This is a genomic window from Haloparvum alkalitolerans (assembly GCF_050122995.1).
GTDB lineage: Archaea > Halobacteriota > Halobacteria > Halobacteriales > Haloferacaceae > Haloparvum > Haloparvum alkalitolerans.
This window is the reverse complement of sequence record NZ_JBNLIA010000002.1, coordinates 93083-116549: the sequence shown is the minus strand read 5'-3', so window position 1 is coordinate 116549 and position 23467 is coordinate 93083. Positions and strand designations below refer to the sequence as shown.

Genomic DNA, 23467 nt, shown 5'->3' with positions numbered 1-23467 from the left:
TGCAGTTGGGTGGGATGGCTCGCAGCCCATCGCCTCGGGGGTCGGTCCACCGGACTCACCGTGACGGTACCGTTTTGAGTCCGCGTCCCGCAGGGACGGGCACATGGTACGGCGGCTGGTTCTCGGCTGCGGCTCCGTCGGTCACACGCTCGTCGAGCGGGCGCGAGAGCGCCGCGGCGAGTTACACGTCGTCGCTACCGACACCGGCTGGGTGACGACGCTCCGGGAGGCCAACGTCGCCGCCGTCGAGGCGGACCCGACCGACTCCGCCAACTACCCCGACAGGGCGGCGGTCGTCGTGGTCGCGAGCGACGACCCGGACCGGAACCTCGCCGCCGCGCTGTCGGCGCGGGCGGCGTTCCCCGACGCGCTGATCGTTGCGTACGCCGGCGAGAACCCGGCGGACGCCGTCCGTGACCGACTCCGGGAGACGGCCGACCGACTCATCGACCCCGTCGACGCGCTCGCGGACCGCGTCGTCGCGGCCGCGGGCGCGGACGAGGGCGAGCGCCTGGCGTCGCTGTTCGCGGCGCTCCGGAAACTGAACGGGCCGCTGGCGGTCGTGACCCACGACAATCCCGACCCCGACGCCATCGCGAGCGCCATCGCCCTGGTGCGCGTCGCGGAGGCCGTCGGAGTGCCCGCGGAGGCGTGTTATCACGGCGAGATCTCCCATCAGGAGAACCGCGCGCTCGTGAACCTGCTGGACATCCCGATCCGGAACGTGGAGTCGATCAACCCGGATGAGTACGGCGGAATCGCCCTGGTCGACCACTCGCGCGCGGGCGTCAACGACAGCCTCGACCCCGAGACGCCGGTCGCCGTCGTCGTCGACCACCATCCGCCGCGCGGCCCGGTCGACGGCGCCTACGTCGACATCAGGCCGGACCTGGGCGCGACGAGCACCATCCTCGCCGAGTACCTCGACCGGCTCGGGATCGAGCCGGACCGCCGGACCGCGACCGCCCTACTGTACGGGATCCGCGTCGACACGCGCGATCTCACTCGCGAAGTGTCGGCCGCGGACTTCGAGGCGGGCGCGAACCTCCTCCCGTTCGTCGACGAGGAGGTGCTCGAGCGCGTCGAGTCGCCGAGCGTGAGCGCGAACACCGTCGAGACGCTCGCGGAGGCGATCCGGAACCGGGACGTGCGGGGGTCGGCGGTCGCCTCGTGCGCCGGACCGATCAACGACCGCGACGCGCTCGCGCAGGCGGCCGAGCGACTGCTGAACCTGGAAGACGTGACGGTGTCGCTCGTCTACGGCTACATGGACGGCGTCGTCTACGTCTCCGCTCGCGCGCGCGGCGCGTCCATCGACCTCGGCGAGACGCTCCGGGAGGCGCTCGACCAGATCGGCTCCGCGGGCGGACACGCCGACATGGCCGGCGCGCAGGTCCCGCTCGGCATCCTCGGGGAGGTCGACGAGGAGGCGGAGGAGACCCTGACCGACGTGGTCGAGGACATCGTCTCCGGCCGCTTCTTCGAGACGCTCGCGGACGCGCCCGCGGCGCCGGACCACGATCCGGACGCCGCGTTCCCGCACGACTGAGGCGTCTCGCGCCGCCGGAGTCCAGCCGCGCTTCGGGGCCGAGCCGTCTGTGGACACCTCACAGTCGGCGGCATAACCGCCAGACTTTATCCGCCCGGGTTGGTACGCGCGACATGGACCAGTTGCGGCAGTCACTCCTCGACGCGCCGATCATCGAGAAAGGCGACTACGAGTACTTCGTCCACCCCATCAGCGACGGCGTTCCGATGCTGGAGCCGGAGCTCCTCCGCGAGATCGTCATCCGGATGATCCGGAAGACGGAACTGGAGAACGTCGACAAGATCGTCACCCCCGCGGCCATGGGGATCCACATCTCCACCGCGCTCTCGCTGATGACGGACATCCCGCTCGTCGTCATCCGCAAGCGCCAGTACGGCCTCGACGGCGAGGTGCCGCTGTTCCAGGAGACGGGCTACTCCGAGTCCGAGATGTACATCAACGACGTGGAGGCGGGCGACCGCGTGCTCGTCCTCGACGACGTGCTCTCGACGGGCGGCACGATGAAGGCCATCCTCGACGCGCTCACGAACGAGGTCGGCGCGGACGTGGTCGACGTGCTCGCGGTGATCAAGAAGGCGGGCGAGAACGAACTCGACGACACCGACTACGACGTGAAGACGCTGATCAACGTCACTGTCGAGGACGGCGAGGTCGTCATCGTCGACGAGGACGGCGACGGGTAGCCGCGGAGCGGCGGGGACCGACTCCTCGCGCCGCCCCGACCATCCCGGGGCCTTCCGATCCCGGTCCGACCTGCCGGCCACCACGGCCTTTTGCGTCGCCGGCCCGAACCGGAACTGCATGAGCGATACGCAGACCGCGCTGTTCGTCGTCAGCGAGGAGGGGTACTGGGCCGAGGAGTGCATCGAGCCGCTGAACGCGCTGGGCGCCGCCGGCGTCGACGTCACGGTCGCGACGCCCTCGGGCACGGCCCCGGAGCCGGACGAGCGCTCGCTCGACCCGGAGACCGTCGGCGAGGAGACCGCGGAGCGCTACCGCGAGGTCGCGGGCGCGGACCCGGCCCTCAACGACCCGATCCCGCTGGCGGCCGCCTCCGCGGCCGACCACGACGCGGTCGTGTTCCCCGGCGGCCACGGCACGGTCTGGGACGTAAACCAGGACCGTGACGCGCGCCAGCTCCTGCTCGAGGCGGTCGCCGGCGAGGACGGCGTCGCGCTCGTCGTCTGTCACGCGGTCGGGATCCTCGCGTTCACGCGCGAGGCGGACGGCTCCTTCCTCGTGGAGGGCCGCGAGGTCACCGGCTTCCCGAACGCGTGGGAGGCGGACATCGTGGACGACGACGACGTGCTCCCGGACGGGCGCAAGCTCCCCTACTGGGTCGAGGACGAGGTCGTCGCCGCCGGCGGCCTCTGGGATGCCGAACTCGACGCGGACACGAGCGTCACCGTCGACGGCGACCTGATCACCGCCCGTGGCCCCGGTTCCTCCGAGGCAGCCGCGGAGACGCTGATCGACGTGCTGGAGCTGTAGGCGGGTTCTGGGCTCGGGAACCGTTGCTCAGGACATCTTCGATCAGGACACATCCGATTCGTCCGACCCGTCTCGGCAGGCCGCGACGAACTCCCCCGTTCTCGGTACCTCCGCGCTCGCCTCAGGACGAGCGCGCGGTCCGAACCGCCAGTGCGCCCGCGAGCGCGGCCGCGAGCATCGCGACCCCCGTCAGGCCGGCGAACAGGGCCTCCGAGCCGCCGGCGTCGAGGGCCGCGCCGGCAAGCAGCGCGCCGAGCGCGCCGACGCCGAACGTCCCGAGGTAGACGAAGCCGAACGAGAGCCCGTGGCTCGCCTCGTCGACGCTGCGCGCGACGACCGTCTGCGCCACGGGCGCGACGGCGTACGCGAAGAAGCCGAGCAGGGCACAGACCGCGAGCAGCGGGGCGACGCCGGCGTTCGAGAGGGGGAGGAACGCGACGGAGACGACCGCCAGCCCGGCGAACGCCGCCAGCAGCGTCCGCTCGGGCGAGAGTCGGTCGCTGGCGAGGCCGCCGGCGTACTGCCCCGCGACGCCCACGAGCAGGAGCCACGTGTACGCGAGCCGACTCGCCTCCAGGTCGCGGCCGCCGAGCGTCAGCGGCTCGAAGACGGGGACGCCGGCGAGCACGTCCGGCAGGAAGGTGAACGCGCCGCGGTAGTAGACGCCGTAGACCATCTGGATCGCGAAGACGAGCAGGAAGCCGCCCGCGAACAGCCGCCGGGAGTCCGCGACGAGCGCGAGAAGCGCGCCGCGGGGCGTCTCGGCGGCGGCCGCGGCCGACCGCTCCGCCTCCGACTCTCCGTCCGCGTCATCCCCACGTCCACCACCTCCGTCACCGTCCCGGTCGCCCTCACCGTCCCGGTCGATCCGCACCCGGAGCCCCACCAGCACCGCGACCGCGGCGGGGACCGCGAGCGCCGCGGCGACCGCCCGCCACTCGGCGGCCGTGAGCGCGAGGATGACCGCGAGCGGGCCGACCACCATCCCGACGTTGCCGCCCGCGCCGTGGACCGCGAGGACCGTCCCCCGGCGGTCGGCGCCGCGACTGATCAGCGAGAGGCCGGCGGGATGATAGAGGCTCGCCGCGGCGCCCCACGCCAGCAGCGCGAGCGTCACGCCGGCGAGCGTGGACGCGAGGTACAGGCCGGCGAAGGCGGCGCCCATCCCGCCGATGGACAGCAGGACGAGCCGCCGCGACCCCCACCGGTCCGCCGCCGCGCCCGAAAGCGGCGCGAGCAGGCCGATGAGGGCGTAGCTGGCGCCCGTGACGGCGCCGACGACCGTCGCCGAGACGCCGAACTCCGCGATCCACAGCGGGACGAACAGCGGGATCGACAGCTCGAAGCCGTGGAACGTGCCGTGGCCGAGCGCGGTGAAGGCGGCGACGGCGCGGTCGCTGGCGTTCACGGGCGGCGGTTCGACGGGGGCGGAAAAGGGGCTGCCGGTTCGCGCCGGTCGGGTGCTACTCGGCGGCGTTCTCGTCGGCTTCTTCGTCGGCATCGGCGGCCGCGACCGTCTCCGCGTCGACGATGTCGACCGTGGAGACCTCGTCGCCGGCTTCGAGGTCCATCACGACGACGCCCATCGTGTTGCGGCCGACCTTCGAGAGGTCCTCAACGCGCGTCCGGAGGATCTGGCCTTCGCGGCTCATCGTCACGAGGTGGTCGCCCGCGGACACCGCGTCCACGGAGACGACCTCGCCGTTCCGATCGCCGGTCTTGATGTCGATGAGGCCCATCCCGTTGCGGGACTGGAGCCGGTACTCCGCCACGTCCGAGCGCTTGCCGTAGCCGTTCTCGGTGACCGTCAGGAGCCAGTCGTGCGCGTCGGCGTCGACGGCCGCGACGCCCGCGACCGCGTCGCCCTCGCGGAGGTCGATCCCTCGGACGCCGCGGGCGGTGCGGCCCATCGCGCGGACCTCCTCCTCGGCGAAGCGGATCGCCATCCCGTCGCGGCTGCCGATGACGATGTCGAAGTCGCCGTCGGTGACGCCGACGTCGACCAGCTGATCGCCGTCCTCCAGCCGGATGGCACGGATCCCCGTCGAGCGGATGTTCTCGAACTCCTCGACGCCGGTTCGCTTGATGTAGCCGTCCCGGGTGACCATCGTGAGGTACTCGTCGTCGTCGAGGTCGTCGGTGTTGACGACCGCCTGGATCTCCTCGCCGTCGTCTAGGTCCAGCAGGTTGACCGCGGATTTCCCGCGGGCGGTGCGGGACATCTCCGGGATCTCGTAGGTCTTCAGCTGGTAGATCTGGCCCTCGTTGGTGAACACCAGTAGGTAGTCGTGGGAGTTGGCGACGAAGACGGAGGAGACGGCGTCCTCCTCCTTCAGGTCGGTGCCGATCACCCCCTTCCCGCCGCGGTTCTGCGCGCGGATGGCGTCCAGCGGCATCCGCTTGATGTAGTCGTCCTCGGACATGACCACGACGAACTCCTCCTCCGGGATGAGGTCCTCGTGGGTGACGGAGCCGGTGTCCTCGATGAAGGAGGTGCGGCGCTCGTCGCCGTACTCGTCTTTGATCTCCAGCAGCTCTTTCTCGATCACCGCGTCGAGTTCCGCCTGCGAGTCGAGGATCTCCTCCAGCCGCTCGATGCGGGCGGTCACGTCCTCGTACTCGGACTCGATCTCCTCGGTCTCCATCGAGGTGAGCGAGCCGAGCTGCATCCGGACGATGTGGGCGGCCTGCTCCTCGGAGAAGTCGAAGTCGTCCCGCAGCGCCGCCTTCGCGGCGTCGCGGTCTTCGGACTCCCGGATCGCCTCCACCACCTCGTCGACGTGGTCGAGCGCGCGGAGCCGGCCCTCGAGGATGTGCGCGCGGTCCTGTCGCTCGGCGAGTTCGTGCTCGGAGCGCCGGCGGACGACCTCGCGGCGGTGGTCGAGGTACTCCTGGAGCGTCTCCTTGAGGTCGAGCACCTTCGGCTGGCCGTCGACCAGCGCGAGGTTGATGACGCCGAAGGTGCGTTCGAGGTGGCTCTCCAGTAGCTGGTTCTTGACGACCTCCGCCATCGCGTCGCGCTTCAGCTCGACGACGACGCGGATGCCGTCACGGTCGGACTCGTCGCGCAGGTCGCGGATCCCCTCGATGGAGCCGTCGTTGACGTCCTCCGCGATGCGCTCGACCAGCCGGGACTTGTTCTGCTGGAAGGGGAGTTCGGTGATGACGATGCGGCCTTCCTCCTCGTCGACCTCGAACTCGGCGCGGACGCGGATCCGGCCGCGACCGGTCTTGTACGCCTTGTGGACCGCGTTGCGGCCGACGATGTTGGCGCCCGTCGGGAAGTCGGGTCCCTTGACGTGTTCCATCAGGTCCTCGACGGTCGCCTCGGGGTCGTCGATCAGCTCGACGGTCGCGTCGATGACCTCGCCGAGGTTGTGCGGCGGGATGTTCGTCGACATCCCGACCGCGATGCCCGAGGAGCCGTTGACCAGCAGGTTCGGGAACGCGGACGGGAGCACTTCCGGCTCCGTGAGCCGGTCGTCGTAGTTGCTCTGGAAGTCGACCGTGTCGCGCTCGATGTCCGCGAGCATCTCCTCGGCCAGCGGCGCCATGCGCGCCTCCGTGTAGCGCGGGGCGGCCGGCGGGTCGCCGTCGACGGAGCCGAAGTTCCCCTGCCCGTCGACGAGGGGGTACCGCATCGAGAAGTCCTGGGCCATCCGCGCCAAGGCGTCGTAGATGGGGGAGTCGCCGTGCGGGTGATAATCGCCCATCGTCTCGCCGACGATGGAGGAGGACTTCCGGTGGGAGGTGTTGCTCGTGATGCCCGCCTCGTGCATCGCGTAGAGGATGCGTCGGTGGACGGGCTTGAGCCCGTCGCGGACGTCGGGGAGCGCGCGCCCCGCGATGACCGACATCGCGTAGTCGATGTACGACTGCTCCATCTCGTCCTCGATGCGGGCGGTCTTGACCTGTGCGGCTCGCACGTCGTCGGGATTCGGTGTCTCGGAACTCATCTCAGATGTCCACCCACTCGGCGTCGGTCGCGTGCTCCTTGATGAACTGTTTGCGCGGTTCGACCGCGTCGCCCATCAGCACGTTGAACATGCGGTCGGCGGCCGCGGCGTCCTCGATATTGATCTGCTTCAGGATGCGGTTCTCCGGGTCCATCGTCGTGTCCCACAGCTGCTCGGGGTTCATCTCGCCGAGGCCCTTGAACCGCTGGATCTGCGTGGGGTTGCCGTTGCACTTCTCCTCGACGACGCGGTCGCGCTCCGCCTCGGTCATCACGTCGTACGTCTCGCCGTTGTACCGGATCCGGTAGAGGGGCGGCTGGGCCGCGTACACGTAGCCCGCCTCGATGAGCGGCTTCATGTGGCGATACAGAAGCGTCAGGAGGAGGGTTCGGATGTGGGCGCCGTCGACGTCGGCGTCAGTCATCAGGATGATCTTGTGGTAGCGCGCTTCCTCGATGTCGAACTCCTCGCCGATGCCGGTGCCGATGGCGGTGATCAGCGCCCGGATCTCGTCGTTCTCGAGGATGCGGTCGAGGCGGTGCTTCTCCACGTTGAGGATCTTCCCCTTGATGGGGAGGATCGCCTGGAACTCCCGGGCGCGGCCCTGCTTGGCCGAACCGCCCGCGGAGTCGCCCTCCACGACGAACAGTTCGCCCTCGTCCGGGTCGCGGGTCTGGCAGTCGGCGAGCTTTCCGGGCAGGGCCGTCGACTCCAGCGCCGACTTGCGGCGGGTCAGCTCCTCGGCCTTCTTCGCGGCCTTGCGCGCGCGGGCGGCCTCCGCGGCCTTGTGGACGACCTTCCGGGCGGTGTCGGGGTTCTCCTCGAAGAACGTGCCGAGCTGCTCGTGGGTCGCGGACTCGACGACGCCGCGGACCTCGGAGTTGCCGAGCTTCGTCTTCGTCTGCCCCTCGAACTGCGGGTCGGGGTGTTTGACGGAGACGACCGCGGTGAGCCCCTCGCGGACGTCCTCGCCCTTGAGGTTCGCGTCGAGGTCGTCGACGAGGCCGTGGTCGTTCGCGTAGTCGTTGACGACGCGCGTCAGCGCGGTCTTGAACCCGGTGAGGTGGGTGCCGCCCTCGCGGGTGTTGATGTTGTTCGCGAACGCGTGGACGGAGCCCTGCAGCTCCTCGGTGGCCTGCATCGCGACCTCGACGTGGATGCCGTCCGCCTCGTCCTCGAAGTAGATGACCTCGTCGTGGATCGGCGACCGCGTCTCGTTGAGGTACTCGACGAACTCCCGGATGCCGCCGTCGTAGCGGAACGTCTCGGACTCGTCGCTCCGCTCGTCGGCCAGCGTGATCTCCACGCCGGAGTTGAGGAACGCCAGTTCGCGGAGGCGGCTCGACAGCGTCGAGAAGTCGAAGTCCGTGGTCTCGAAGATGTCGCCGTCGGGCCAGAAGCGGATGTGCGTCCCCGTCTCCTCGTCCGGCTCCATGTCGCGGACGCGCTCGAAGGCGTCCGGGACCGGCTCGCCGGTTTCGAAGCGGTGGCGGTAGACGCCGCCGTCGCGTTTCACCTCGACCTCCAGCCGCTTCGAGAGCGCGTTGACCACGCTCACGCCGACGCCGTGGAGCCCGCCCGACACCTGGTAGGACTTCGAGTCGAACTTGCCGCCCGCGTGGAGGACAGTCATGATGACCTCCAGCGCGGGGCGGTCGTACTCCTCGTGGGTGTCGACGGGGATGCCGCGCCCGTCGTCGCGGACGCTCACGGAGCCGTCGTCGTGGATCTCCACCTCGATGTCGTCACAGAAGCCGGCCAGCGCCTCGTCGATGGCGTTGTCGACGACCTCGTAGACGAGGTGGTGGAGTCCGCCGGCGTCCGTGGACCCGATGTACATCGCGGGCCGTTTGCGGACGGCCTGTAAGCCTTCCAGCACCTGGATCTGCCCGGCGCCGTACTCGTTTTCTTCGTCCATCGTACTTGATCGGGTTACTCGATGCCCACTGATAAAGGCGCCGCACGCGCGTGGGCGCGCAGGCGAACACATCATGGCGACACGGTGTGCACTCCGTGTGCACGACCCCGAGGTCCGGGGTGGTCGGCTCCCGGCCGCCCCGTGGCCGACCGCGCGGACCGCGCCGGCCGCGTTTCCACAGACCCTTATGTTCCGACGACCACGTTCGCGTATGGCTGACACCGAGACCTACACCGTGACCGGACCGAACGGCGAGGAGGACACCGTCGAACTGCCCGCGGGGCTCGTCGGCACGATGGCCGAACAGGGCGAGAACCCGGCGAAGGTCATCAGCGACGTGGTGCTGCAGGCGATGGCCCAGCAGGCGCACATGATGGCGCATCACGGCGAGGGCGAGGTTCCCGAGGAGATCCAGGAGATGAACGACACCGCCGAGGAGCTGTTCGAGGCGCGCTTCGGCACCTCGCTCGCGGACGCGCTCGGCCACTCGCACTGACTGGCACTAACCGCGTCTCGCCGGAGGCTTCGAGGACCGCTTTTCGACCCGCTTTTTGACCCGCACAGCGCCGAGGCCGGCCGCGCACGTTCCGCCGGCGTCCGCAGCCTTTTGTCGGCCGGCCACCTGCGGCGGGACATGCACCAGCGCGCTGCGGAGTTCGCGGAGCGGGCGGCGGCCGACCACGACCTCGACGTGACCGTCGAGGAGTTCGACGCCGGGACCGAGACCGCGGCCGCGGCCGCCGACGCCGTGGGCTGTGAGACCGCCCAGATCGCCTCCAGCATCGTGATCGAGCTCTCGGGCGGCCCGCGGGACGGCGACCTCGTCGTCGCGGTGACCAGCGGCGCGAACCGCGTCGACCTCGGCGCGGTCGCGGCGCACTTCGACGCCGACGGCGCCGCGATGGGCGACCCCGGCCGCATCCGCGAGGAGGTCGGCTGGAGCATCGGCGGCGTCCCGCCGATCGGCCACGACGCCGCACTCCCGGCGGTCATGGACCCGACGCTGACCGAGTTCGACACCGTCTGGGCCGCGGCCGGCACCCCCGACGCCGTGTTCCCGGTCGCGCCCGAGCGCCTGCGCGCGGCCGCCGACGCGACCGTCGTGGACCTCACCGAGTGAGGGTCGCGGCGGGATAATAACTCGCCCGCGACTACTGGCCGAAGTTATTAAAACGAGTCTGAAGGATAACAACCCTTTTCTCGGAGAACCCGATAGGGTCGTGTATGACCCATTCACGCCGCGACGTGTTACGCGCGACCGCGGGGACGCTCGGCGTCGGCGCGCTCGCCGGCTGTACCGAGCGACTCAAGCGCGTCGCGGGCACGAGCGAGTTGGAGGACGGCGCGTACGCCGCCTTCTTCACGCTCGCCGACTTCGCGCGACAGGTCGGCGGCGACGCCTTCCCGGTCGAGAACCCGGTCCCGGCGGGGACGATGGGCCACCGCTGGGAGCCCGGCCCGGACCTGGCGACCGAGGTCGTCTCCCACCAGGCGTTCGTCTACATGGACGTGCCGGGGTTCCAGCGGTGGGCCCGCAACACGGCCGCGACCATCGAGTCCGACCACCCCGAGGTGACGCTCGTGGACGTGCTCGACGGCGTCGACCTGCTGGCCCTCGACGAGGGGGGCCACGACCACGGCGACGACGGTCACGACGACCACACAGAGGAGACTCACGACGACGGTCACGACGACCACACCGAGGAGACCCACGACGGCCACGACCACACCGAGGAGACTCACGACGACCACGAGCACGGCGACTACGACCCCCACTTCTGGGTCGACCCGGTCCGCGCGGCCGAGAGCGTCGAGACCATCGTCTCGGGGTTCCAGGAGGCGGACCCGGACAACGCGGAGGTCTTCGCGGAGAACGGCGACGCCTACGTCGAGCGCCTGACGGCGCTCCACGAGGCCTTCGAGGCCGGTCTCGCCGACCGCGAGCGCGACACCGTCGTCGTCGCCGCGCACAACTCCTACGCCTACCTCGCGGACCGCTACGGGCTGGAGGTCGTCTCCCCGCAGGGCGTCTCGCCGGACGCCGAGCCGAGTCAGGACGAGATCTCGGCGGTCGTCGACCTGATCGACAGCGAGGGGATCGACGTGGTGCTGGCCGACCACTTCGGCTCCGACGACCTCGCGAACACCGTCGTCCGCGAGTCGAGCGCGAGCCGAGTCGAGCACCTCTCGCCCGCCGAGGGGACGACCCAGGAGTGGAACGAGCGCGGCTGGGGCTACCTCGAACAGATGGAAGAGGTTAATCTGCCGGCCCTGCAAGCGGCGGTAGGGATCACCGAGTGAGCGAGGACGCAGCACGGCGGGACGACCCGCCGGTCGTCGCGGTCGAGGACGTCACCTACGACTACGGCGAGACGCTCGCCGTCGAGGACGTGACGCTCACGGTCGAGTCCGGCGAGTTCCTCGGTCTCGTCGGTCCGAACGGCTCGGGCAAGACCACGCTCCTCCACCTGATGCTCGGGCTGCTCGAGCCCGACGAGGGCTCCGTTAGCCTGTTCGGCGAGCCGATCGACGAGTTCGAGGACGGCCACCGGATCGGCTACGTCGCTCAGCAGGCGACCCAGCAGGGCTCCGCGATGCCGGTCACCGTCGAGGAGGTCGTCGAGATGGGGCGGTACCCACACCGCGGCTCCGGCCGGCTGACGGACGCCGATCGGCGGACGGTCCGCGAGGCGATGGAGCGGGTCGAGATCGCCGACCTCGCGGACCGCCGGATCGCGGCGCTCTCCGGCGGCCAGCGCCAGCGCGCGTACATCGCCCGCGCGGTCGCGTCGGAGGCGGACCTGCTGGCGCTCGACGAGCCGACCGTCGGCGTCGACGCGGAGTCGCGCGACCGCTTCTACGGCCTGTTACAGGAACTCAACGACGACGGGATCACGATCGTCCTGATCGAACACGACATCGGCGTCGTCACCGACCGCGCGAGCCGCATCGCCTGCATCAACCGCCGGCTGTTCCACCACGGGGACACCGAGTCGTTCGTGGAGAGCGACGCCTTGGAGGAGGCGTACGGCTCGACGAGCAGCGTCGTCCATCACCACCACTGATGACCGGGAAACCCACGCGGACGCGGCTGGTCGAGGGCGCGACGGTCGCGGTCGCGGCGTTCGTCGGCCTGCTCGTGCTGTTCATGGCCAGCGACGCGCTCGGGAGCGCGGGGCTTCCGGGCGGCGGCCTCGCGGAGTTCCTCGTCCTGCTCGGGCGCGTGCTGGAGGCGCTCACGGGGCTGGAGATGTTCCGGTTCCGGTTCGTCTGGTACTCGCTGGCGACGGGCGCGCTCATCGGCGTCGTCGGGCCGCTGGTGGGGATGTTCGTCGTCCACCGGGAGATGGCGCTGATCGGCGAGACGCTGGCGCACACGGCCTTCGCGGGCGTCGCCGCGGGCCTGCTCGTCGCCTCCGCGACCGACTGGTCGGCGCCGCTGCTGCTGTCGGCGCTGGTCGCGGCCGTCCTGGGCGCGTTCGGCGTCGAGTGGCTCGCGGAGCGCACGGAGACGTACGGCGACGTGCCCATCGCGGTGATGCTCACCGGCTCGTTCGCGCTCGGCACGGTGATCATCTCCTACGGCGGCGGCTTCTCGGGGCTGAACATCGACTCGTTCCTCTTCGGGAACATCTCGTTCGTCCCCGTCGGCGGCGCGTGGGTGATGGTCGCGCTCTCGGCGTTCGTCGTCGGCGTCGTCGCGACCCAGTACAAACAGCTCCTCTTCATCACCTTCGACGAGCAGGCCGCCCGCGTCGCGCAGTTCGACGTGTCGCTGTACAACAAGCTGCTCGTCGTGCTCACGGCGATGGTCGTCGTCGGCTCGATGCAGGTGCTCGGCGTCATCCTCGTCGCCGCGATGCTGGTCGTCCCGACCGCGGCCGCCTCGCAGGTCGCGGAGAGCTTCCGCGAGGCCCTCCTCCTCGCGGTGCTGGTCGGCGAAGTGTCGGTCGTCTCGGGGCTACTCGTGGGGTACGTCACCGGCCTCCCCGCGGGCGGAACCGTCGTCCTGATCGGGATCGGCTTCTACCTCCTGAGCGTCGCCGCGTCGAGCCGGTCGGTCTCGCTGTCGCTGCACTGACGGCCCCCCGAACGGGCGGTCGGCCGCGAGGGGCGCCGCGAGGGCCGCGGAGCGTGACGCGGCAGAAGGCATTTACCGGCCTGCCGAGGATCCGGAGGCGTGTCCACGCCCTCCACGCGCCGGTCGTTCAGGCGTCACTCGGTCCCGCTGGTCCTGTTCGGACTGGTGGCGCTCGCGGTCCTCGTCGTCCCGCCGCTCGTCCTCGGCGAGGTGACGACGCGCACGTACGCCATCGCGGCGGCGATCCTCATCATCGCGGTCGGGGCCGCGTTCCCGTACGCGGTGTTGGTCGCGCTGGGGACGCTCCCGCTGCTTCGCGCGGGCGTCGCGAGCTTCGCGGCGCCACAGCCCGAAGCCGACGGTCCCCACGCCTTCTCCGCGGAGGCGACGGTCCGGCACGTCGTCGCCGGCGTCGCGTACGTCCTCGGCGCGGCCGCGGTCGGCGCCATCGGCCTCGGCGCGCAGATCGGACTGCGGAGCGGTCCCACGGCGACGCCGACGTTCCTGCAGCCGTCCTTCCTGTACCTCGGCGGACTCCTCGTCGGCGGCGTCTTCGTCGCGCTGCAACTGTGGCGCTACGACGCGGACGCGGCCGTCATCGACCGGCGAACGGCCCTCGCGACGGTCGGGCTCGGAGTCCTGATCGCGCTCGCGCCGGCCGTCGCCTTCTGGGTGTTCAACGGCGGCGTCTGAGGGCCGTGTCCGGCCGGGGCGGCTCGCTCCTCCGGGCAGGGGCCACGGAGGTCGAGGTGGCCGCCCCGCCGCCCTCCCGGGAGGTCCACACCGAATGACTGACGGACCCCTGGCCGTAACGGGGACGCATGAGTCACGGGGAGCGCGGCGACGGACGCGAGGACCTCGACGGCCTGTCCGTCGACGCGGCGGTCGATGCGGTCGACGACGAACGGACCGATCCCGGCCGGGTGCGCGAGACGCTCGCCATCGTCGCCCGCGACGGGACGGTTCGCCGAACGGCCGTCGACGACGCGCTCGCGAACGCCTCGAAGGTGGTGACGACCGCCGAGACGCGGACGGAGCTCGCGGCTCGGAAACTGTCCGAGGCACGCGAGGACGCCGATCCCGTGCTGGACCTGGGTCCCGTCTCGTCGCGGGTCGACGGCTTCGCGGCACGGCTCGACGCGATCGAGGACCGCACGGACGAACTCGGCGACGACGTACAGGCGATCCTCGCGCGAAAGGACGACGGCGACCTCTACCGGATCGCGCGACGGATCCGGTCGGTGACGGGCGCCGCGAACGAGGCGCAGCGCGCCGCCGACGACCTGCAACTCGAACTCGACTCGTTCCGGGAGTGGCTCACCGACGCCGACCGGCGCGAGGCGGCGTTCGCGGACGACGTCGACGCGGTCGCTGACGCGCTGGACGGACTCGACGCGACCGCCTCGGAGATCGCGGCCGCCGGCGAGGCGCCCGAGGGGAACGAGAGAGGACGGCGGTGGCTCGCGGCGACGATCCGCCACCGCGTCCTGTCGCTGATGATCGCGGACCTCCGGGCGGAGCTGTCGGCGCTGCGGGCGTGGGCCGAGCGCGAGGGGGTCGACCCGCCCTCCGGGGTCGACGCCCGGATCGACGAGCTCGCGGCCCGTCACGACGCCGTCGGTGACCGGCTCGAGGGCTGCGCGTCGCCGGCGCTGGCCGAGCGCTTCGACGACCGACTGACGGCGGTCGAGGCGGCGCTCGCGGATCTGGAGCCGCCGGTCGACTGGTCCGAGGTCGAGGCCGTGGTCGCGGAGCACCGGCCGGACGTGGCGTAGCGGTCAGAGGTCGAGGTTCCGGGCGCGAACCGTCGACCGCGCGGCGGCGTCCGCGACGCGCCGGCCGCACGCCGCCATGCGCCGAAGCTGCTCGATCGCGCCGGCCAGCGCGACGGCCGTCGGCACCGACTCCACGGCCGTCCCGTCGAACAGCGCGCGTTCGACCTCGTCGATCCGCTCGACGGCGTCCGCACAGCGCTCCTTCGACCGACGCGCCGTGGTCGTGTCGCCGTCGAAGATCGCGGTCACCGCGTCGTCGAGCGCGAGTTCGGCGCCCTCAGCGGCCGACCGGAGATCCGAGGCGAGGGGCCCGGGCACCGGACCGGGAAGGCGCTCCGTCAGTGCCGCGATCCGGACGGCCCGCCCGACGACGGTTTCGAGGCACTCGGCCGTCACGTAGTAGACGAACAGCTCCGGGCGCGATACGTCGAGCGCGTCGAGCTCCGCGTGCGAGACCAGCGACCGCGACAGATGGCGCGTGATCATCTCCGCGGACCGACGGGCCTCGTCGGCTCGGTCGCGGACCCTCGCGTGCGCGTCAGCGGCGTCGAGGAACGCGTCGATCGCGTCTCGCTGAAGCCCGATGGCCACGTATTGGAGTTGGACGACCGACTGGCGCACGGAGACGGACGACGCGTCCAGCATGTGGCTGACCGTGATCGCCGCGTCCGACTCGGCGGTGATGTCCGTCCCCACGAGCCCGCGCACCGTCGACTGCGCCGCCTTGCGCTCGGCGTCGGTGAACGGCTCGGCCGATCGGATCGTTATCGTCTCGAACCCCGCGGCGTGGGCGGTCCGGATCGCCCACCGCACGGCGTCGGGACCGTCGGCGTCGACGTCGATCGCGACCTCGTCCAGACACCCGCCGTCCGCGTCCGAGGACCGGACGAGGAGCGACCCGTCGTGGTGGGTGTACAGCCGCAGGTCCATCCCCCCCTCGAGCCCGTGGTCCCGCGCCCACCCCTTCGGGATCGACACGGTGAACGTCCCGCCGCCGACCTCCTGGAGCTTTCTCGTCTCCATGATCAGTAGATCAGCTCCGGGTCGCTGTCGGTCACGTACAGCGTCCGCGCGGCGACGTTGACGGCGTGGTCGCCGATCCGCTCGAGGTCGCGGATCGTCAGCAGCAGGTTCGAGATCCCGTCGAGGAGCCGTTCGATCTCCCAGCGGTCCGGCTCGCCGGCGACCAGTTCGCGGACGACCGCCTCGCTGGCGTGTTGACACAGCGCGTCCAGTTCGTCGTCGCGCTCGGCGATCGCTCGGCAGGCGTCGGCGTCCCCCTCGACGTACGCGTCGACGGCGGCCCGGACCTGGTCGGCGGCGGTCTCACCGATCTCGTGGACGCGAACGTCCGCGCCGACGGCCGGCCCTTCGACGAGGGCGTAGCGTGCGAGGTTCGTCGCGAGGTCCCCGATCCGCTCTAAGTCGGTCAGGATCTTGAACGACGCGGCGACGAACCGCAGGTCCGAGGCGACGGGCTGTTGGAGCGCGAAGAGGTCGATGCAGTCGCCCTCGAGTTCGAGGTATCGCCGGTTGATGGCCTCGTCGCCGTCGATCACCGCGCGGGCCGACGCGTCGTCGTCGCCCGCGAGCGCCGCGAGCGCCCGCCGGAGCTGGTCGAGCACGTCGTCGGCCATCGAGTCGACGTCGGACCGGAGCGCGTCGAGCGACTCGCGGTAGTCGTCACGGGGCACGGCGATCACCCGAACTTCCCGCTGATGTAGTCCTCGACGCGCCGGCTCTCGGGGTCCTCGAAGATCTTCTGGGTGTCGTCGTACTCGACGAGTTCGCCGCCCGTCAGGAAGACTGCGGTCTGGTCGGAGACGCGGGCGGCCTGTTGCATGCTGTGGGTGACGACGACGACGGTGTAGTCCTGCGCGAGGTCCTCGATGAGGTCCTCGATCTTCGCGGTGGCGATGGGGTCCAGCGCGGAGGCCGGCTCGTCCATCAGGATGACCTCCGGGTCGACGGCCAGACAGCGGGCGATACACAGCCGCTGTTGCTGGCCGCCGGAGAGGCCGAGCGCGTTGTCGTCCAGCCGGTCGCGAACCTCCTCCCAGAGGGCGGCCCGTTCGAGCGACCGTTTCACGAGGTCCCTCTCGCGGTCGGGCTCCGCGCGCCCGGTCAGCCGCGCGAGCAGGCCCGTCTCGACGTCGCCGTGTTTCCGCGGGCCGTAGGAGACGTTCGCGCGGATCGACTTGGGGAAGGGGTTCGGGCTCTGGAACACCATCCCGACGCGCTTGCGCAACTCGACGAGGTCGACGCCGTCCTGATAGACGTCCTCGCCGTCGATGGCGACGGTCCCGTCGACGCGGGCGCTGCGGATGCGGTCGTTCATTCGGTTCAGACACCGGAGGAACGTCGACTTGCCGCACCCCGACGGGCCGATGAGGGCCGTCACGCTCCGCTCGGGGATGTCCATCGAGACGCCCTTCAGCGCGTGGTCGTCGCCGTAGTGGACGTCGAGCTCCTCGACGGCGAGTTTCGTCTCGCCGGCGGCCTCGTAGTCGGTCCACTCCGGGCGCGTTTCCTCGACGGTCTCGCCGGCGGTCGTGGAGACCCCCTGGTCGTCGGTGCGGTTCGCCGTCGTCTCTGCGGTCTCTACGGTCTCCGCGGTGTCTGTCTGACTCATTGGTGGAGTTTCCGTCTGAAGTAGTAGCGCGTCGCGATGCCGACCGCGTAGAAGGCCAACACGACGAGCAGCAGCGTCAGCGCCAGCCCCCACGCGAACTCCTGCGGGTTCTCGATGTTGCCGCTCAGCCCCGCCGTGATGAGCGCGTACAGCTGATACGGCAGCGCGCTCGTGGCCTCGAGCAGCGCGGGGTTGCTGACGAACGGCGGCGAACCGGTCAGCCGGAAGCCGCCCAGCACGTCGGGCGCGGCCGACTTCGCCGGGAGGACGCCGCCGCCCGTGGTCAGCAGGATCGGCGCGGTCTCGCCGGCGATGCGCCCCACGCCGAGGATGACGCCGGTCGTGATCCCCGGGATCGCCGCGGGGAGGACCACGCTCCGGACCGTCTGCCACTTGGAGACGCCGAGGGCCGCGCTCGCGTCCCGGTACTCGTCCGGGACCGCGAGGATCGCCTCGCGGCTCGTGATGAGGACGAGCGGCAGCAGCATGAACCCGAGCGTCAACATCCCCGCGATCAGCGACTTCTGGTTGCCGAACCGGGGGATCAGGAAGGCGGCGCCGAACAGGCCGAAGACGATGCTCGGCGTGCTCCAGAGCCCGTTCGTCGCCACCTCGACCGCGCCCGTGAACCGACCCTGTTCGGCGTACTCGCTGAGGAACACGGCGGCGCCGACGCCGGTCGGCACGGCGAACAGGACGGCGCCGACGACCAGCCAGACCGTCCCGACGAGCGCCGGGAACACGCCCGCGACCTCGGCCAGCAGCCCCGCCCCGTTGGTCAGGAACGGCCACCTGAGGAGGCCCGGGCCGCCCACGCCGAACCCGCGGAACAGCCCGGGGAGCCCCCTGACCGTCACGAAGGCGACGAGGCCGACGAGGACGGACAGGATCGCGACCACGACGAGGTAGATGAGGACGTACGCGCCGACGTTGCGTCCCCGGGCGCCGAACCCGCCGTACGCCTTCGCGGCCCCCCAGCCCGCGACCAGCGAGGCGACCATCACGACGACCGGCACGACGGTGTCGCCGAACAGCGTCGCGTCGTACCCCGCGAGGACTCGCTCCCACCCCGGTCCGACGACGGCGCTCGCGAGGACCGCGCCCGCGAGGACGGCCACGCCCCCCGCGGGCAGGGTCGACCCCACGTCCTCGCGCGGGAGCGCGGTCGCCGCGAACGCGACGCCCCCCGCGACGACCGCGACGGCGAGCCGGCCGACGCCCTCGAGGCCGACGCTCCCGGCCGCGAGCGCACCGATGGCGAGCCAGAGACCGGTGAACGCCGCCGTCGCGACGATCCCCGCGCTCGGTTGCGGCCCCGTGTCGACGACTCCCAGTCGGGAGGCCACGCCGAACCCGACGACGCCGAGGCCGACGACGACCAGCACCGCGCCGAGCGCCGTCGACAGCGGGAGTCCCGCGACGGGGTCGTCGATGGCGACGACGTCGACGAGCGCCGCCAGTCCGACGGCGAACGCGAGCCCCGAGACCCCGACCGCGCCCGCCGTGAGGGCCTCGTACACGCTCCGGTCCTCGCGGACGAGGGCCGTCTCGGTCGCGCGGCTCATTCGGCACCCCCCAGGCGGCGCCGCATGCGTAACTCGACGTACTGCGAGACGAGGCTCAGACACAGCACGGTCACGAACAGGACGACGCCGGCGGCGAACAGCGCGCTCTCGTGGACCCCGTTCGCGCTCCCGTACCCCCGGGCGATCAGCGACGTGAGCGTCTCGTAGCCGTAGAAGACGTTGAACAGGGGGTCGCTGATGCGCGGAACGCCGGCCAGCATCACCGTCGCCGCCATCGTCTCGCCGATCGCGCGCCCGACGCCGAGGAGGACGGCCGCCGAGACGCCGGAGAACGCGGCCGGAATCGTGATCGAGGTCATGGACTGCCAGTCGGTCGCCCCGAGCGCGAGCGACCCGTCCTTCATCGCGTCCGGGACGCTCGTCAGCGCGTCCTCGGCGACGGAGACCACCGTCGGCAGCGCCATCAGGCCGACGACCGCCCCGACGAAGAGGTACGTCGAGCCGCCGTTAAGCGCGAACGCGTCGTTCGCCCAGGGGTTGATCACGGTGAAGCCGATGAACCCGTAGACGATGGAGGGGATGCCGGCGAGCACCTCGATGCCGGGCTTGACGAGTTCACGGACGGCCGGGGGCGCGATCTCCGCGATGAACAGCGCGGCGGCGACGCCCAGTGGCGCCGCCACCAGCGTCGCGATGGTGGTCACCATCACGGTCCCGTGGATCATCGGCACGAGCGAGAACCGGACCGGCTCCGAGACCGCGTCCCACCGCGTCGCCGTGAACATCCGCAGTCCGGGGACGGAGGTGCCGAGGACGGTGGCCGTCTCGTACCGAAACGCCGGGAGCGACTCGGCGACGATGAACACGACGATGAGGCCGAGCGTGACGAGCGTCACCGTCGTCATCGCGAACGTGACGGCGCGGGCGACGAGCGCCTGGTGGCGCACCCAGCCGACGCCCGTCGCGATCAGGAACGCGCCGAGCGGAACCGCGGTCCAGGGGGACGCCAGCAGGAAGCCGAGAAACGCCGCCAGAAGCGACCCCATCGAGACGCCGACCACGGCCAGCGCCTCCGGGTCGGTCTCGTCGACGAACGCTCGCGTCCGGGTGACCCGCCGCTCGATGCCCGCACGCCAGTCAGTCGGTGGATTCGTGAGTGACATGTGATAAATATCGGTCGGAGAGCGGTCGTCTCCGGGGCCGCGACGCTAGGCCTGCTCCGGCAGCTTCGCGCGCTCGGCCTCGATGTCGGAGGTCGGTAGGGTGATGTAGTTGACGTCCTCGACGAACACCTGCTGGCCGAAGTCGGTCAGGAACATGTTGAGGAACGCCGCCTCGCGCATGTCCGTTCCCTCCGGCGTGTCCTCGGTGATCCGCGTGTACATGTGGAGGTCGCGGTTCAGCGGGTACTCGGAGTCGAAGATGGTGTTCTCGGCGTCGGGGTCCGGGCGGAAGACGGTGCCCTCGAAGTCGATCGCGATCGCCTGGATCCCCGGCCCGGAGAACGCGAGCGCCATGTAGCCGATGGCGTTGTCGTTGTCCTGGAGGACCTGCTGGACCTGCTGGTTCTGTCCGAGGCGGGTGTCGACCTCCATCGGCGCGTCGGCGTCGCCGAGCATGTTCAGCCTGAACGAGGTGTCCGTGCCCGAGCCCTCGGCGCGGCCGACCACGTAGATCTCCCGGTCGGGACCGCCGACCTCGCTCCAGTTGGTGATGTCGCCCTGGTAGATGCCGCGGATCTGCTCGCCGGTGAGCTGGTCGACGCCGGCGTCGTAGATCGCCTGGCTGACGAAGACGGGCTGGCCGTCCCGGCCGACGACGTGGTCGACGTAGTTCTCGTCGCGTTGTTCCTCGCTGATGTCGAGTTCCGCCGTGATGGGCCCGGAGGAGTTCCCGATGTCGACCAGCCCGTCGCGGACGGCCTCACAGCCGGTCCCCGAGTGGCTCAGCGCCACGCGGGTCGCGAACGGGGGGTTCGACCGCTCGCCGGTCGGCTCGAAGCCGTACAGCCCGGCGAAGTAGTCGGCGATGTTCTGGTCAGTGTCGATCTGGTCCCAGCCGGGGACCGACGACTCGTCGTTGGAGCCCCAGTACTCGCCGTCGCTCGCCGGCGAGTTGGAGTTCCAGTAGGAGCTCCCCTTGTTCGAGATGGGGTACACCGTCGAGGACCCCTCGGCAGTCACCGTGGCCGGCGCCGCCGACCCGCCGCTTCCACCCTCGTCGGCGTCGTCGCCGTCTCCGCTCCCGCCGCCGCTCCCGCCACTGCTGGTCCCGCTCTCGCCGCCGCTCCCGCTGTTGCTCTGTCCGCTACACCCCGCGAGGCCTGCCGCCCCGGCGGCGGTCAGCGTCAGCAGGTACTTTCGGCGTGATACCGCGTCCACCTGATGCGCCGCGTCACGTGACATCGAGTAAGAGCACCCGTCGACCTATTAAACACGTTTATAATAGGTGACTGGACCGTGACGGAGCGACCAGGACCCGACGGTAGCGCCTCGGAGTCGGCGGTATCGGTACTGTCGGATATATAGTGTATGGAGCGCGGGCCGCGCGAGTGGTCGCGCGAGTGCTCCCCGCGTCGCGCGTGGGGGCTCACCGAGCGCCGGCTCCCGGTCCCCGGCTCCCGGCTCCTTCACGGGGTCGTCCCCGGCCTCTCACTCCTCACGAACCCGCTCGACCACGCGCTCCCGCAGCGCCTCCCGCGCACGGTGACTCGTTTCGGCGTCGGTCCGCACCTCGATCAGGTGGCTGCCGGGCTCCTCGCGTGCGGTCGCGAGGGCGTCGCGGAGGGCCGCGGTCGCCTCGTCGGGGGCCAGCGCGCGCCCGGCCGCGTCGTCGCTCTCCCCCCCGTCACCCGCGCCGCCGCGCGCGTCGATCCGCGCGAAGTCCACGTCGTACAGCGCCGAGAGCGGTTCGAAGTCGATGCCGTGAGGCGTCCTGAACTGCTCGGTGAACGGCGGGTCGAACGCCTCGACGGGAAGCTTGTGGAAGATGCCGCCGCCGTCGTTGTTGACGGCGACGACCGTCGCGTCCACCTCGCAGCGGTCGAGCGCGAGCAGGCCGTTGGCGTCGTGATACAGCGCGAGGTCGCCGGTCACGAGCGTCAGGTCGTCGGTCGTCGCGGACCCGGCGCCGAGCGCCGTCGAGACGATGCCGTCGATGCCCGAGGCGCCGCGGTTCCCGAGCGCGGTCACCGACTTCGCCGACGGGGCGACGAACCGGTCGAGGTCGCGGACGGGCATGGAGTTCGAGACGAACAGCGTCGCGGGGTCCGGAAGCGCCTCGACCACGGTCTCGAGGACGCGCCCCTCGAGGAAGGCGTCGGAGGCGGTCGCGCCGGTCGCCTCTCCGGCGTTCCGGCCCTCGGCGGCGCTCCCCTCCAGCGCGTCGAACGCCGCGGCGTCCGCCGTCTCCCACTGCGCGCGCCAGTCGGCGTCGCCGCCGGGGAGCAGTCGCGAGAGCCGACCGCAGAGCCGGGAGGGCTCGGCGACCACCAGGTCCGTCGCCGCGAACTCGGCCTCGCGCCACGCGCCCGCGGGGTCGACGACGTACTGGTCCGCGTCCGTCGCCGCGAGGTACTTGCGGAGGTTCTTCGAGGTCGGGGAGGCGCCGAGTCGGACGACGACCTCGGGGTTCGGGAACGCCTCCGCCTCGGCCAGGTCCGGCGAGAGGTAGGCGTCGTAACCGCCGATCACGGGCGCGACGCGGGTGTGTCCGCCGAACCGGACGCCCGAGAGGGGGTCCGCGAGGACCGGGAAGCCGGTCGCGTGCGAGAGCGCGGTGACCGCCTCCGCGTCGAGGCCCGGCGGGTCCGCCGGCCCGGCGACGATCAGTCCGCGGTCGGTCTCGAGCGCGGCCGCCAGTTCCCGCAGCGACGTGTCGTCGAGTTCGGGGGCGCCAGCGTGGCGGGAGACGTAGGGGCCGTCGCGGCCCGCGGCGGCCTCGGGGTCGAGGTCGGCGGGCACGTCCCCCTCCACCGGCGTCGGTTCGAGCGGCTTGGCGAACGGGACGTTGAGGTGGACCGGGCCGGCCGCCGTCCCCTCCGCGGCCGAGAGCGCGCGGGCGACGGTGGTGCGGACGGACTCGAGCGCGCGCTCGTCGGCGGCGGGTTCGGGCAGGTCCTTGTAGTAGCGGACGGCGTCGCCGTAGAGCTTCTCCTGGTCGACGGTCTGGTTCGCGCCGGAGTCGCGCAGCTCCGGCGGGCGGTCGGCGGTCAGCGCCAGCATCGGGACGCGCGCCTCGTCGGCCTCCACGATGGCGGGGTGGTAGTTCGCAGCGGCGGTGCCGGAGGTGCAGACCAGCGGCGTCACCTCGCCCGTCCGCCGCGCGCGGCCGAGCGCGAAGAAGGCCGCGGAGCGCTCGTCGAGTTGGGAGAAGACGTGCACGTCGTCGTGGCGGGCCAGCGCCATCGTGAGCGGCGTCGAGCGGCTCCCCGGCGAGACGACCGCCGCGGAGACGCCCGCACGGGCCAGCTCCTCGACGATGGCGGACGCCCACAGCGTGTTCCGGTTCGGTGCGGTCATTAGTTCCCGTTCGGGGGTC

At 71.2% G+C, this 23467-nt stretch carries 20 protein-coding genes; 10 read left to right on the top strand and 10 right to left on the bottom strand.

The genetic code is table 11. The features are described 5' to 3' along the window. Positions 1–103: 103 nt before the first annotated feature. The 3 genes from ACQE3L_RS02440 (at position 104) to ACQE3L_RS02430 (ending at position 3040) form a co-directional block, all read left to right on the top strand. Positions 104–1549, top strand: coding sequence for a DHH family phosphoesterase (locus tag ACQE3L_RS02440; RefSeq protein WP_426962207.1), 1446 nt, complete (start codon positions 104–106; stop codon positions 1547–1549). A gap of 113 nt (positions 1550–1662) precedes the next feature. Beyond that, a complete protein-coding gene (gene hpt / locus ACQE3L_RS02435) occupies positions 1663–2232 on the top strand; it encodes a hypoxanthine/guanine phosphoribosyltransferase (RefSeq protein WP_058365726.1) in 570 nt (189 codons plus the stop codon). 118 nt (positions 2233–2350) lie between these two features. Next, on the top strand, positions 2351–3040 hold the full coding sequence (locus tag ACQE3L_RS02430) for a DJ-1/PfpI family protein (RefSeq protein WP_426962206.1): 690 nt from the start codon (positions 2351–2353) through the stop codon (positions 3038–3040). Positions 3041–3161: 121 nt separating this feature from the next. Here ACQE3L_RS02430 and ACQE3L_RS02425 read toward each other — a convergent pair whose 3' ends face one another. From ACQE3L_RS02425 to gyrB, 3 genes are read right to left on the bottom strand one after another with little or no spacing between them, the layout of a single operon-like run. Continuing rightward, positions 3162–4448: an MFS transporter gene (locus ACQE3L_RS02425; RefSeq protein WP_426962205.1), complete on the bottom strand. Its 1287-nt coding sequence runs from the start codon at positions 4446–4448 to the stop codon at positions 3162–3164. Between the two features lie 55 nt (positions 4449–4503). Further along, the gene (gene gyrA, locus ACQE3L_RS02420; RefSeq protein ID WP_426962204.1) at positions 4504–6996 is read right to left on the bottom strand and encodes a DNA gyrase subunit A; all 2493 of its coding nucleotides are present in this window, start codon (positions 6994–6996) and stop codon (positions 4504–4506) included. A gap of 1 nt (position 6997) precedes the next feature. Beyond that, positions 6998–8914, bottom strand: a complete 1917-nt coding sequence (gyrB, locus tag ACQE3L_RS02415) for a DNA topoisomerase (ATP-hydrolyzing) subunit B (RefSeq protein ID WP_426962203.1) — start codon at positions 8912–8914, stop codon at positions 6998–7000. Between the two features lie 211 nt (positions 8915–9125). Between gyrB and ACQE3L_RS02410 the strand changes: the two genes are divergently transcribed. The 7 genes from ACQE3L_RS02410 (at position 9126) to ACQE3L_RS02380 (ending at position 14770) form a co-directional block, all read left to right on the top strand. After that, the gene (locus ACQE3L_RS02410) at positions 9126–9410 is read left to right on the top strand and encodes a DUF7545 family protein (RefSeq protein ID WP_058365720.1); all 285 of its coding nucleotides are present in this window, start codon (positions 9126–9128) and stop codon (positions 9408–9410) included. Between the two features lie 138 nt (positions 9411–9548). Beyond that, positions 9549–10034 carry a YbaK/EbsC family protein gene (locus tag ACQE3L_RS02405; protein ID WP_426962202.1) on the top strand — a complete coding sequence of 162 codons (486 nt, stop codon included), beginning with the start codon at positions 9549–9551 and terminating at the stop codon, positions 10032–10034. 104 nt (positions 10035–10138) lie between these two features. Next, on the top strand, positions 10139–11215 hold the full coding sequence (locus ACQE3L_RS02400) for a metal ABC transporter solute-binding protein, Zn/Mn family (protein WP_426962201.1): 1077 nt from the start codon (positions 10139–10141) through the stop codon (positions 11213–11215). Further along, a complete protein-coding gene (locus ACQE3L_RS02395; protein ID WP_426962200.1) occupies positions 11212–11979 on the top strand; it encodes a metal ABC transporter ATP-binding protein in 768 nt (255 codons plus the stop codon). Before ACQE3L_RS02400 ends, ACQE3L_RS02395 begins: the two co-directional genes overlap by 4 nt. Continuing rightward, the gene (locus ACQE3L_RS02390; protein ID WP_426962199.1) at positions 11979–12995 is read left to right on the top strand and encodes a metal ABC transporter permease; all 1017 of its coding nucleotides are present in this window, start codon (positions 11979–11981) and stop codon (positions 12993–12995) included. The genes ACQE3L_RS02395 and ACQE3L_RS02390 overlap by 1 nt, the downstream gene beginning before the upstream one ends. Before the next feature lie 99 nt (positions 12996–13094). Continuing rightward, entirely contained in the window at positions 13095–13688 is a 594-nt protein-coding gene (locus ACQE3L_RS02385; protein WP_426962198.1) for a hypothetical protein, read from the top strand. Between the two features lie 128 nt (positions 13689–13816). Further along, positions 13817–14770, top strand: a complete 954-nt coding sequence (locus ACQE3L_RS02380) for a halo transducer protein (RefSeq protein ID WP_426962197.1) — start codon at positions 13817–13819, stop codon at positions 14768–14770. A gap of 3 nt (positions 14771–14773) precedes the next feature. Here the strand turns inward: ACQE3L_RS02380 and ACQE3L_RS02375 are convergent, their stop codons facing one another. The 7 genes from ACQE3L_RS02375 to menD all read right to left on the bottom strand — a co-directional run bounded on the left by ACQE3L_RS02375 (position 14774) and on the right by menD (position 23448). Beyond that, positions 14774–15793 carry a phosphate uptake regulator PhoU gene (locus tag ACQE3L_RS02375; protein WP_426962196.1) on the bottom strand — a complete coding sequence of 340 codons (1020 nt, stop codon included), beginning with the start codon at positions 15791–15793 and terminating at the stop codon, positions 14774–14776. Between the two features lie 2 nt (positions 15794–15795). After that, positions 15796–16473, bottom strand: coding sequence for a phosphate signaling complex protein PhoU (gene phoU / locus ACQE3L_RS02370; RefSeq protein ID WP_426962195.1), 678 nt, complete (start codon positions 16471–16473; stop codon positions 15796–15798). Continuing rightward, positions 16470–17402, bottom strand: a complete 933-nt coding sequence (pstB, locus tag ACQE3L_RS02365) for a phosphate ABC transporter ATP-binding protein PstB (protein WP_426962194.1) — start codon at positions 17400–17402, stop codon at positions 16470–16472. The genes phoU and pstB overlap by 4 nt, the downstream gene beginning before the upstream one ends. Next, entirely contained in the window at positions 17399–18967 is a 1569-nt protein-coding gene (pstA, locus tag ACQE3L_RS02360; protein WP_426962193.1) for a phosphate ABC transporter permease PstA, read from the bottom strand. The genes pstB and pstA overlap by 4 nt, the downstream gene beginning before the upstream one ends. Further along, a complete protein-coding gene (gene pstC, locus ACQE3L_RS02355; RefSeq protein WP_426962192.1) occupies positions 18964–20091 on the bottom strand; it encodes a phosphate ABC transporter permease subunit PstC in 1128 nt (375 codons plus the stop codon). Before pstC ends, pstA begins: the two co-directional genes overlap by 4 nt. A 45-nt stretch (positions 20092–20136) precedes the next feature. After that, entirely contained in the window at positions 20137–21333 is a 1197-nt protein-coding gene (locus ACQE3L_RS02350) for a substrate-binding domain-containing protein (RefSeq protein WP_426962191.1), read from the bottom strand. Between the two features lie 246 nt (positions 21334–21579). Further along, positions 21580–23448: a 2-succinyl-5-enolpyruvyl-6-hydroxy-3-cyclohexene-1-carboxylic-acid synthase gene (menD, locus tag ACQE3L_RS02345; protein WP_426962190.1), complete on the bottom strand. Its 1869-nt coding sequence runs from the start codon at positions 23446–23448 to the stop codon at positions 21580–21582. Between the last annotated feature and the right edge of the window lie 19 nt (positions 23449–23467).

What these genes read in the sequence shown, in the direction of transcription:
- ACQE3L_RS02440 (WP_426962207.1), top strand. Translation starts at nt 104, where the DNA reads ATGGTACGGCGGCTGGTTCTCGGCTGCGGCTCCGTCGGTCACACGCTC.
- hpt (WP_058365726.1), top strand. Translation starts at nt 1,663, where the DNA reads ATGGACCAGTTGCGGCAGTCACTCCTCGACGCGCCGATCATCGAGAAA.
- ACQE3L_RS02430 (WP_426962206.1), top strand. Translation starts at nt 2,351, where the DNA reads ATGAGCGATACGCAGACCGCGCTGTTCGTCGTCAGCGAGGAGGGGTAC.
- gyrA (WP_426962204.1), bottom strand. Translation starts at nt 6,996, where the DNA reads ATGAGTTCCGAGACACCGAATCCCGACGACGTGCGAGCCGCACAGGTC.
- gyrB (WP_426962203.1), bottom strand. Translation starts at nt 8,914, where the DNA reads ATGGACGAAGAAAACGAGTACGGCGCCGGGCAGATCCAGGTGCTGGAA.
- ACQE3L_RS02410 (WP_058365720.1), top strand. Translation starts at nt 9,126, where the DNA reads ATGGCTGACACCGAGACCTACACCGTGACCGGACCGAACGGCGAGGAG.
- ACQE3L_RS02405 (WP_426962202.1), top strand. Translation starts at nt 9,549, where the DNA reads ATGCACCAGCGCGCTGCGGAGTTCGCGGAGCGGGCGGCGGCCGACCAC.
- ACQE3L_RS02400 (WP_426962201.1), top strand. Translation starts at nt 10,139, where the DNA reads ATGACCCATTCACGCCGCGACGTGTTACGCGCGACCGCGGGGACGCTC.
- ACQE3L_RS02390 (WP_426962199.1), top strand. Translation starts at nt 11,979, where the DNA reads ATGACCGGGAAACCCACGCGGACGCGGCTGGTCGAGGGCGCGACGGTC.
- ACQE3L_RS02380 (WP_426962197.1), top strand. Translation starts at nt 13,817, where the DNA reads ATGAGTCACGGGGAGCGCGGCGACGGACGCGAGGACCTCGACGGCCTG.
- ACQE3L_RS02375 (WP_426962196.1), bottom strand. Translation starts at nt 15,793, where the DNA reads ATGGAGACGAGAAAGCTCCAGGAGGTCGGCGGCGGGACGTTCACCGTG.
- pstB (WP_426962194.1), bottom strand. Translation starts at nt 17,402, where the DNA reads ATGAGTCAGACAGACACCGCGGAGACCGTAGAGACCGCAGAGACGACG.
- pstA (WP_426962193.1), bottom strand. Translation starts at nt 18,967, where the DNA reads ATGAGCCGCGCGACCGAGACGGCCCTCGTCCGCGAGGACCGGAGCGTG.
- pstC (WP_426962192.1), bottom strand. Translation starts at nt 20,091, where the DNA reads ATGTCACTCACGAATCCACCGACTGACTGGCGTGCGGGCATCGAGCGG.
- ACQE3L_RS02350 (WP_426962191.1), bottom strand. Translation starts at nt 21,333, where the DNA reads ATGTCACGTGACGCGGCGCATCAGGTGGACGCGGTATCACGCCGAAAG.
- menD (WP_426962190.1), bottom strand. Translation starts at nt 23,448, where the DNA reads ATGACCGCACCGAACCGGAACACGCTGTGGGCGTCCGCCATCGTCGAG.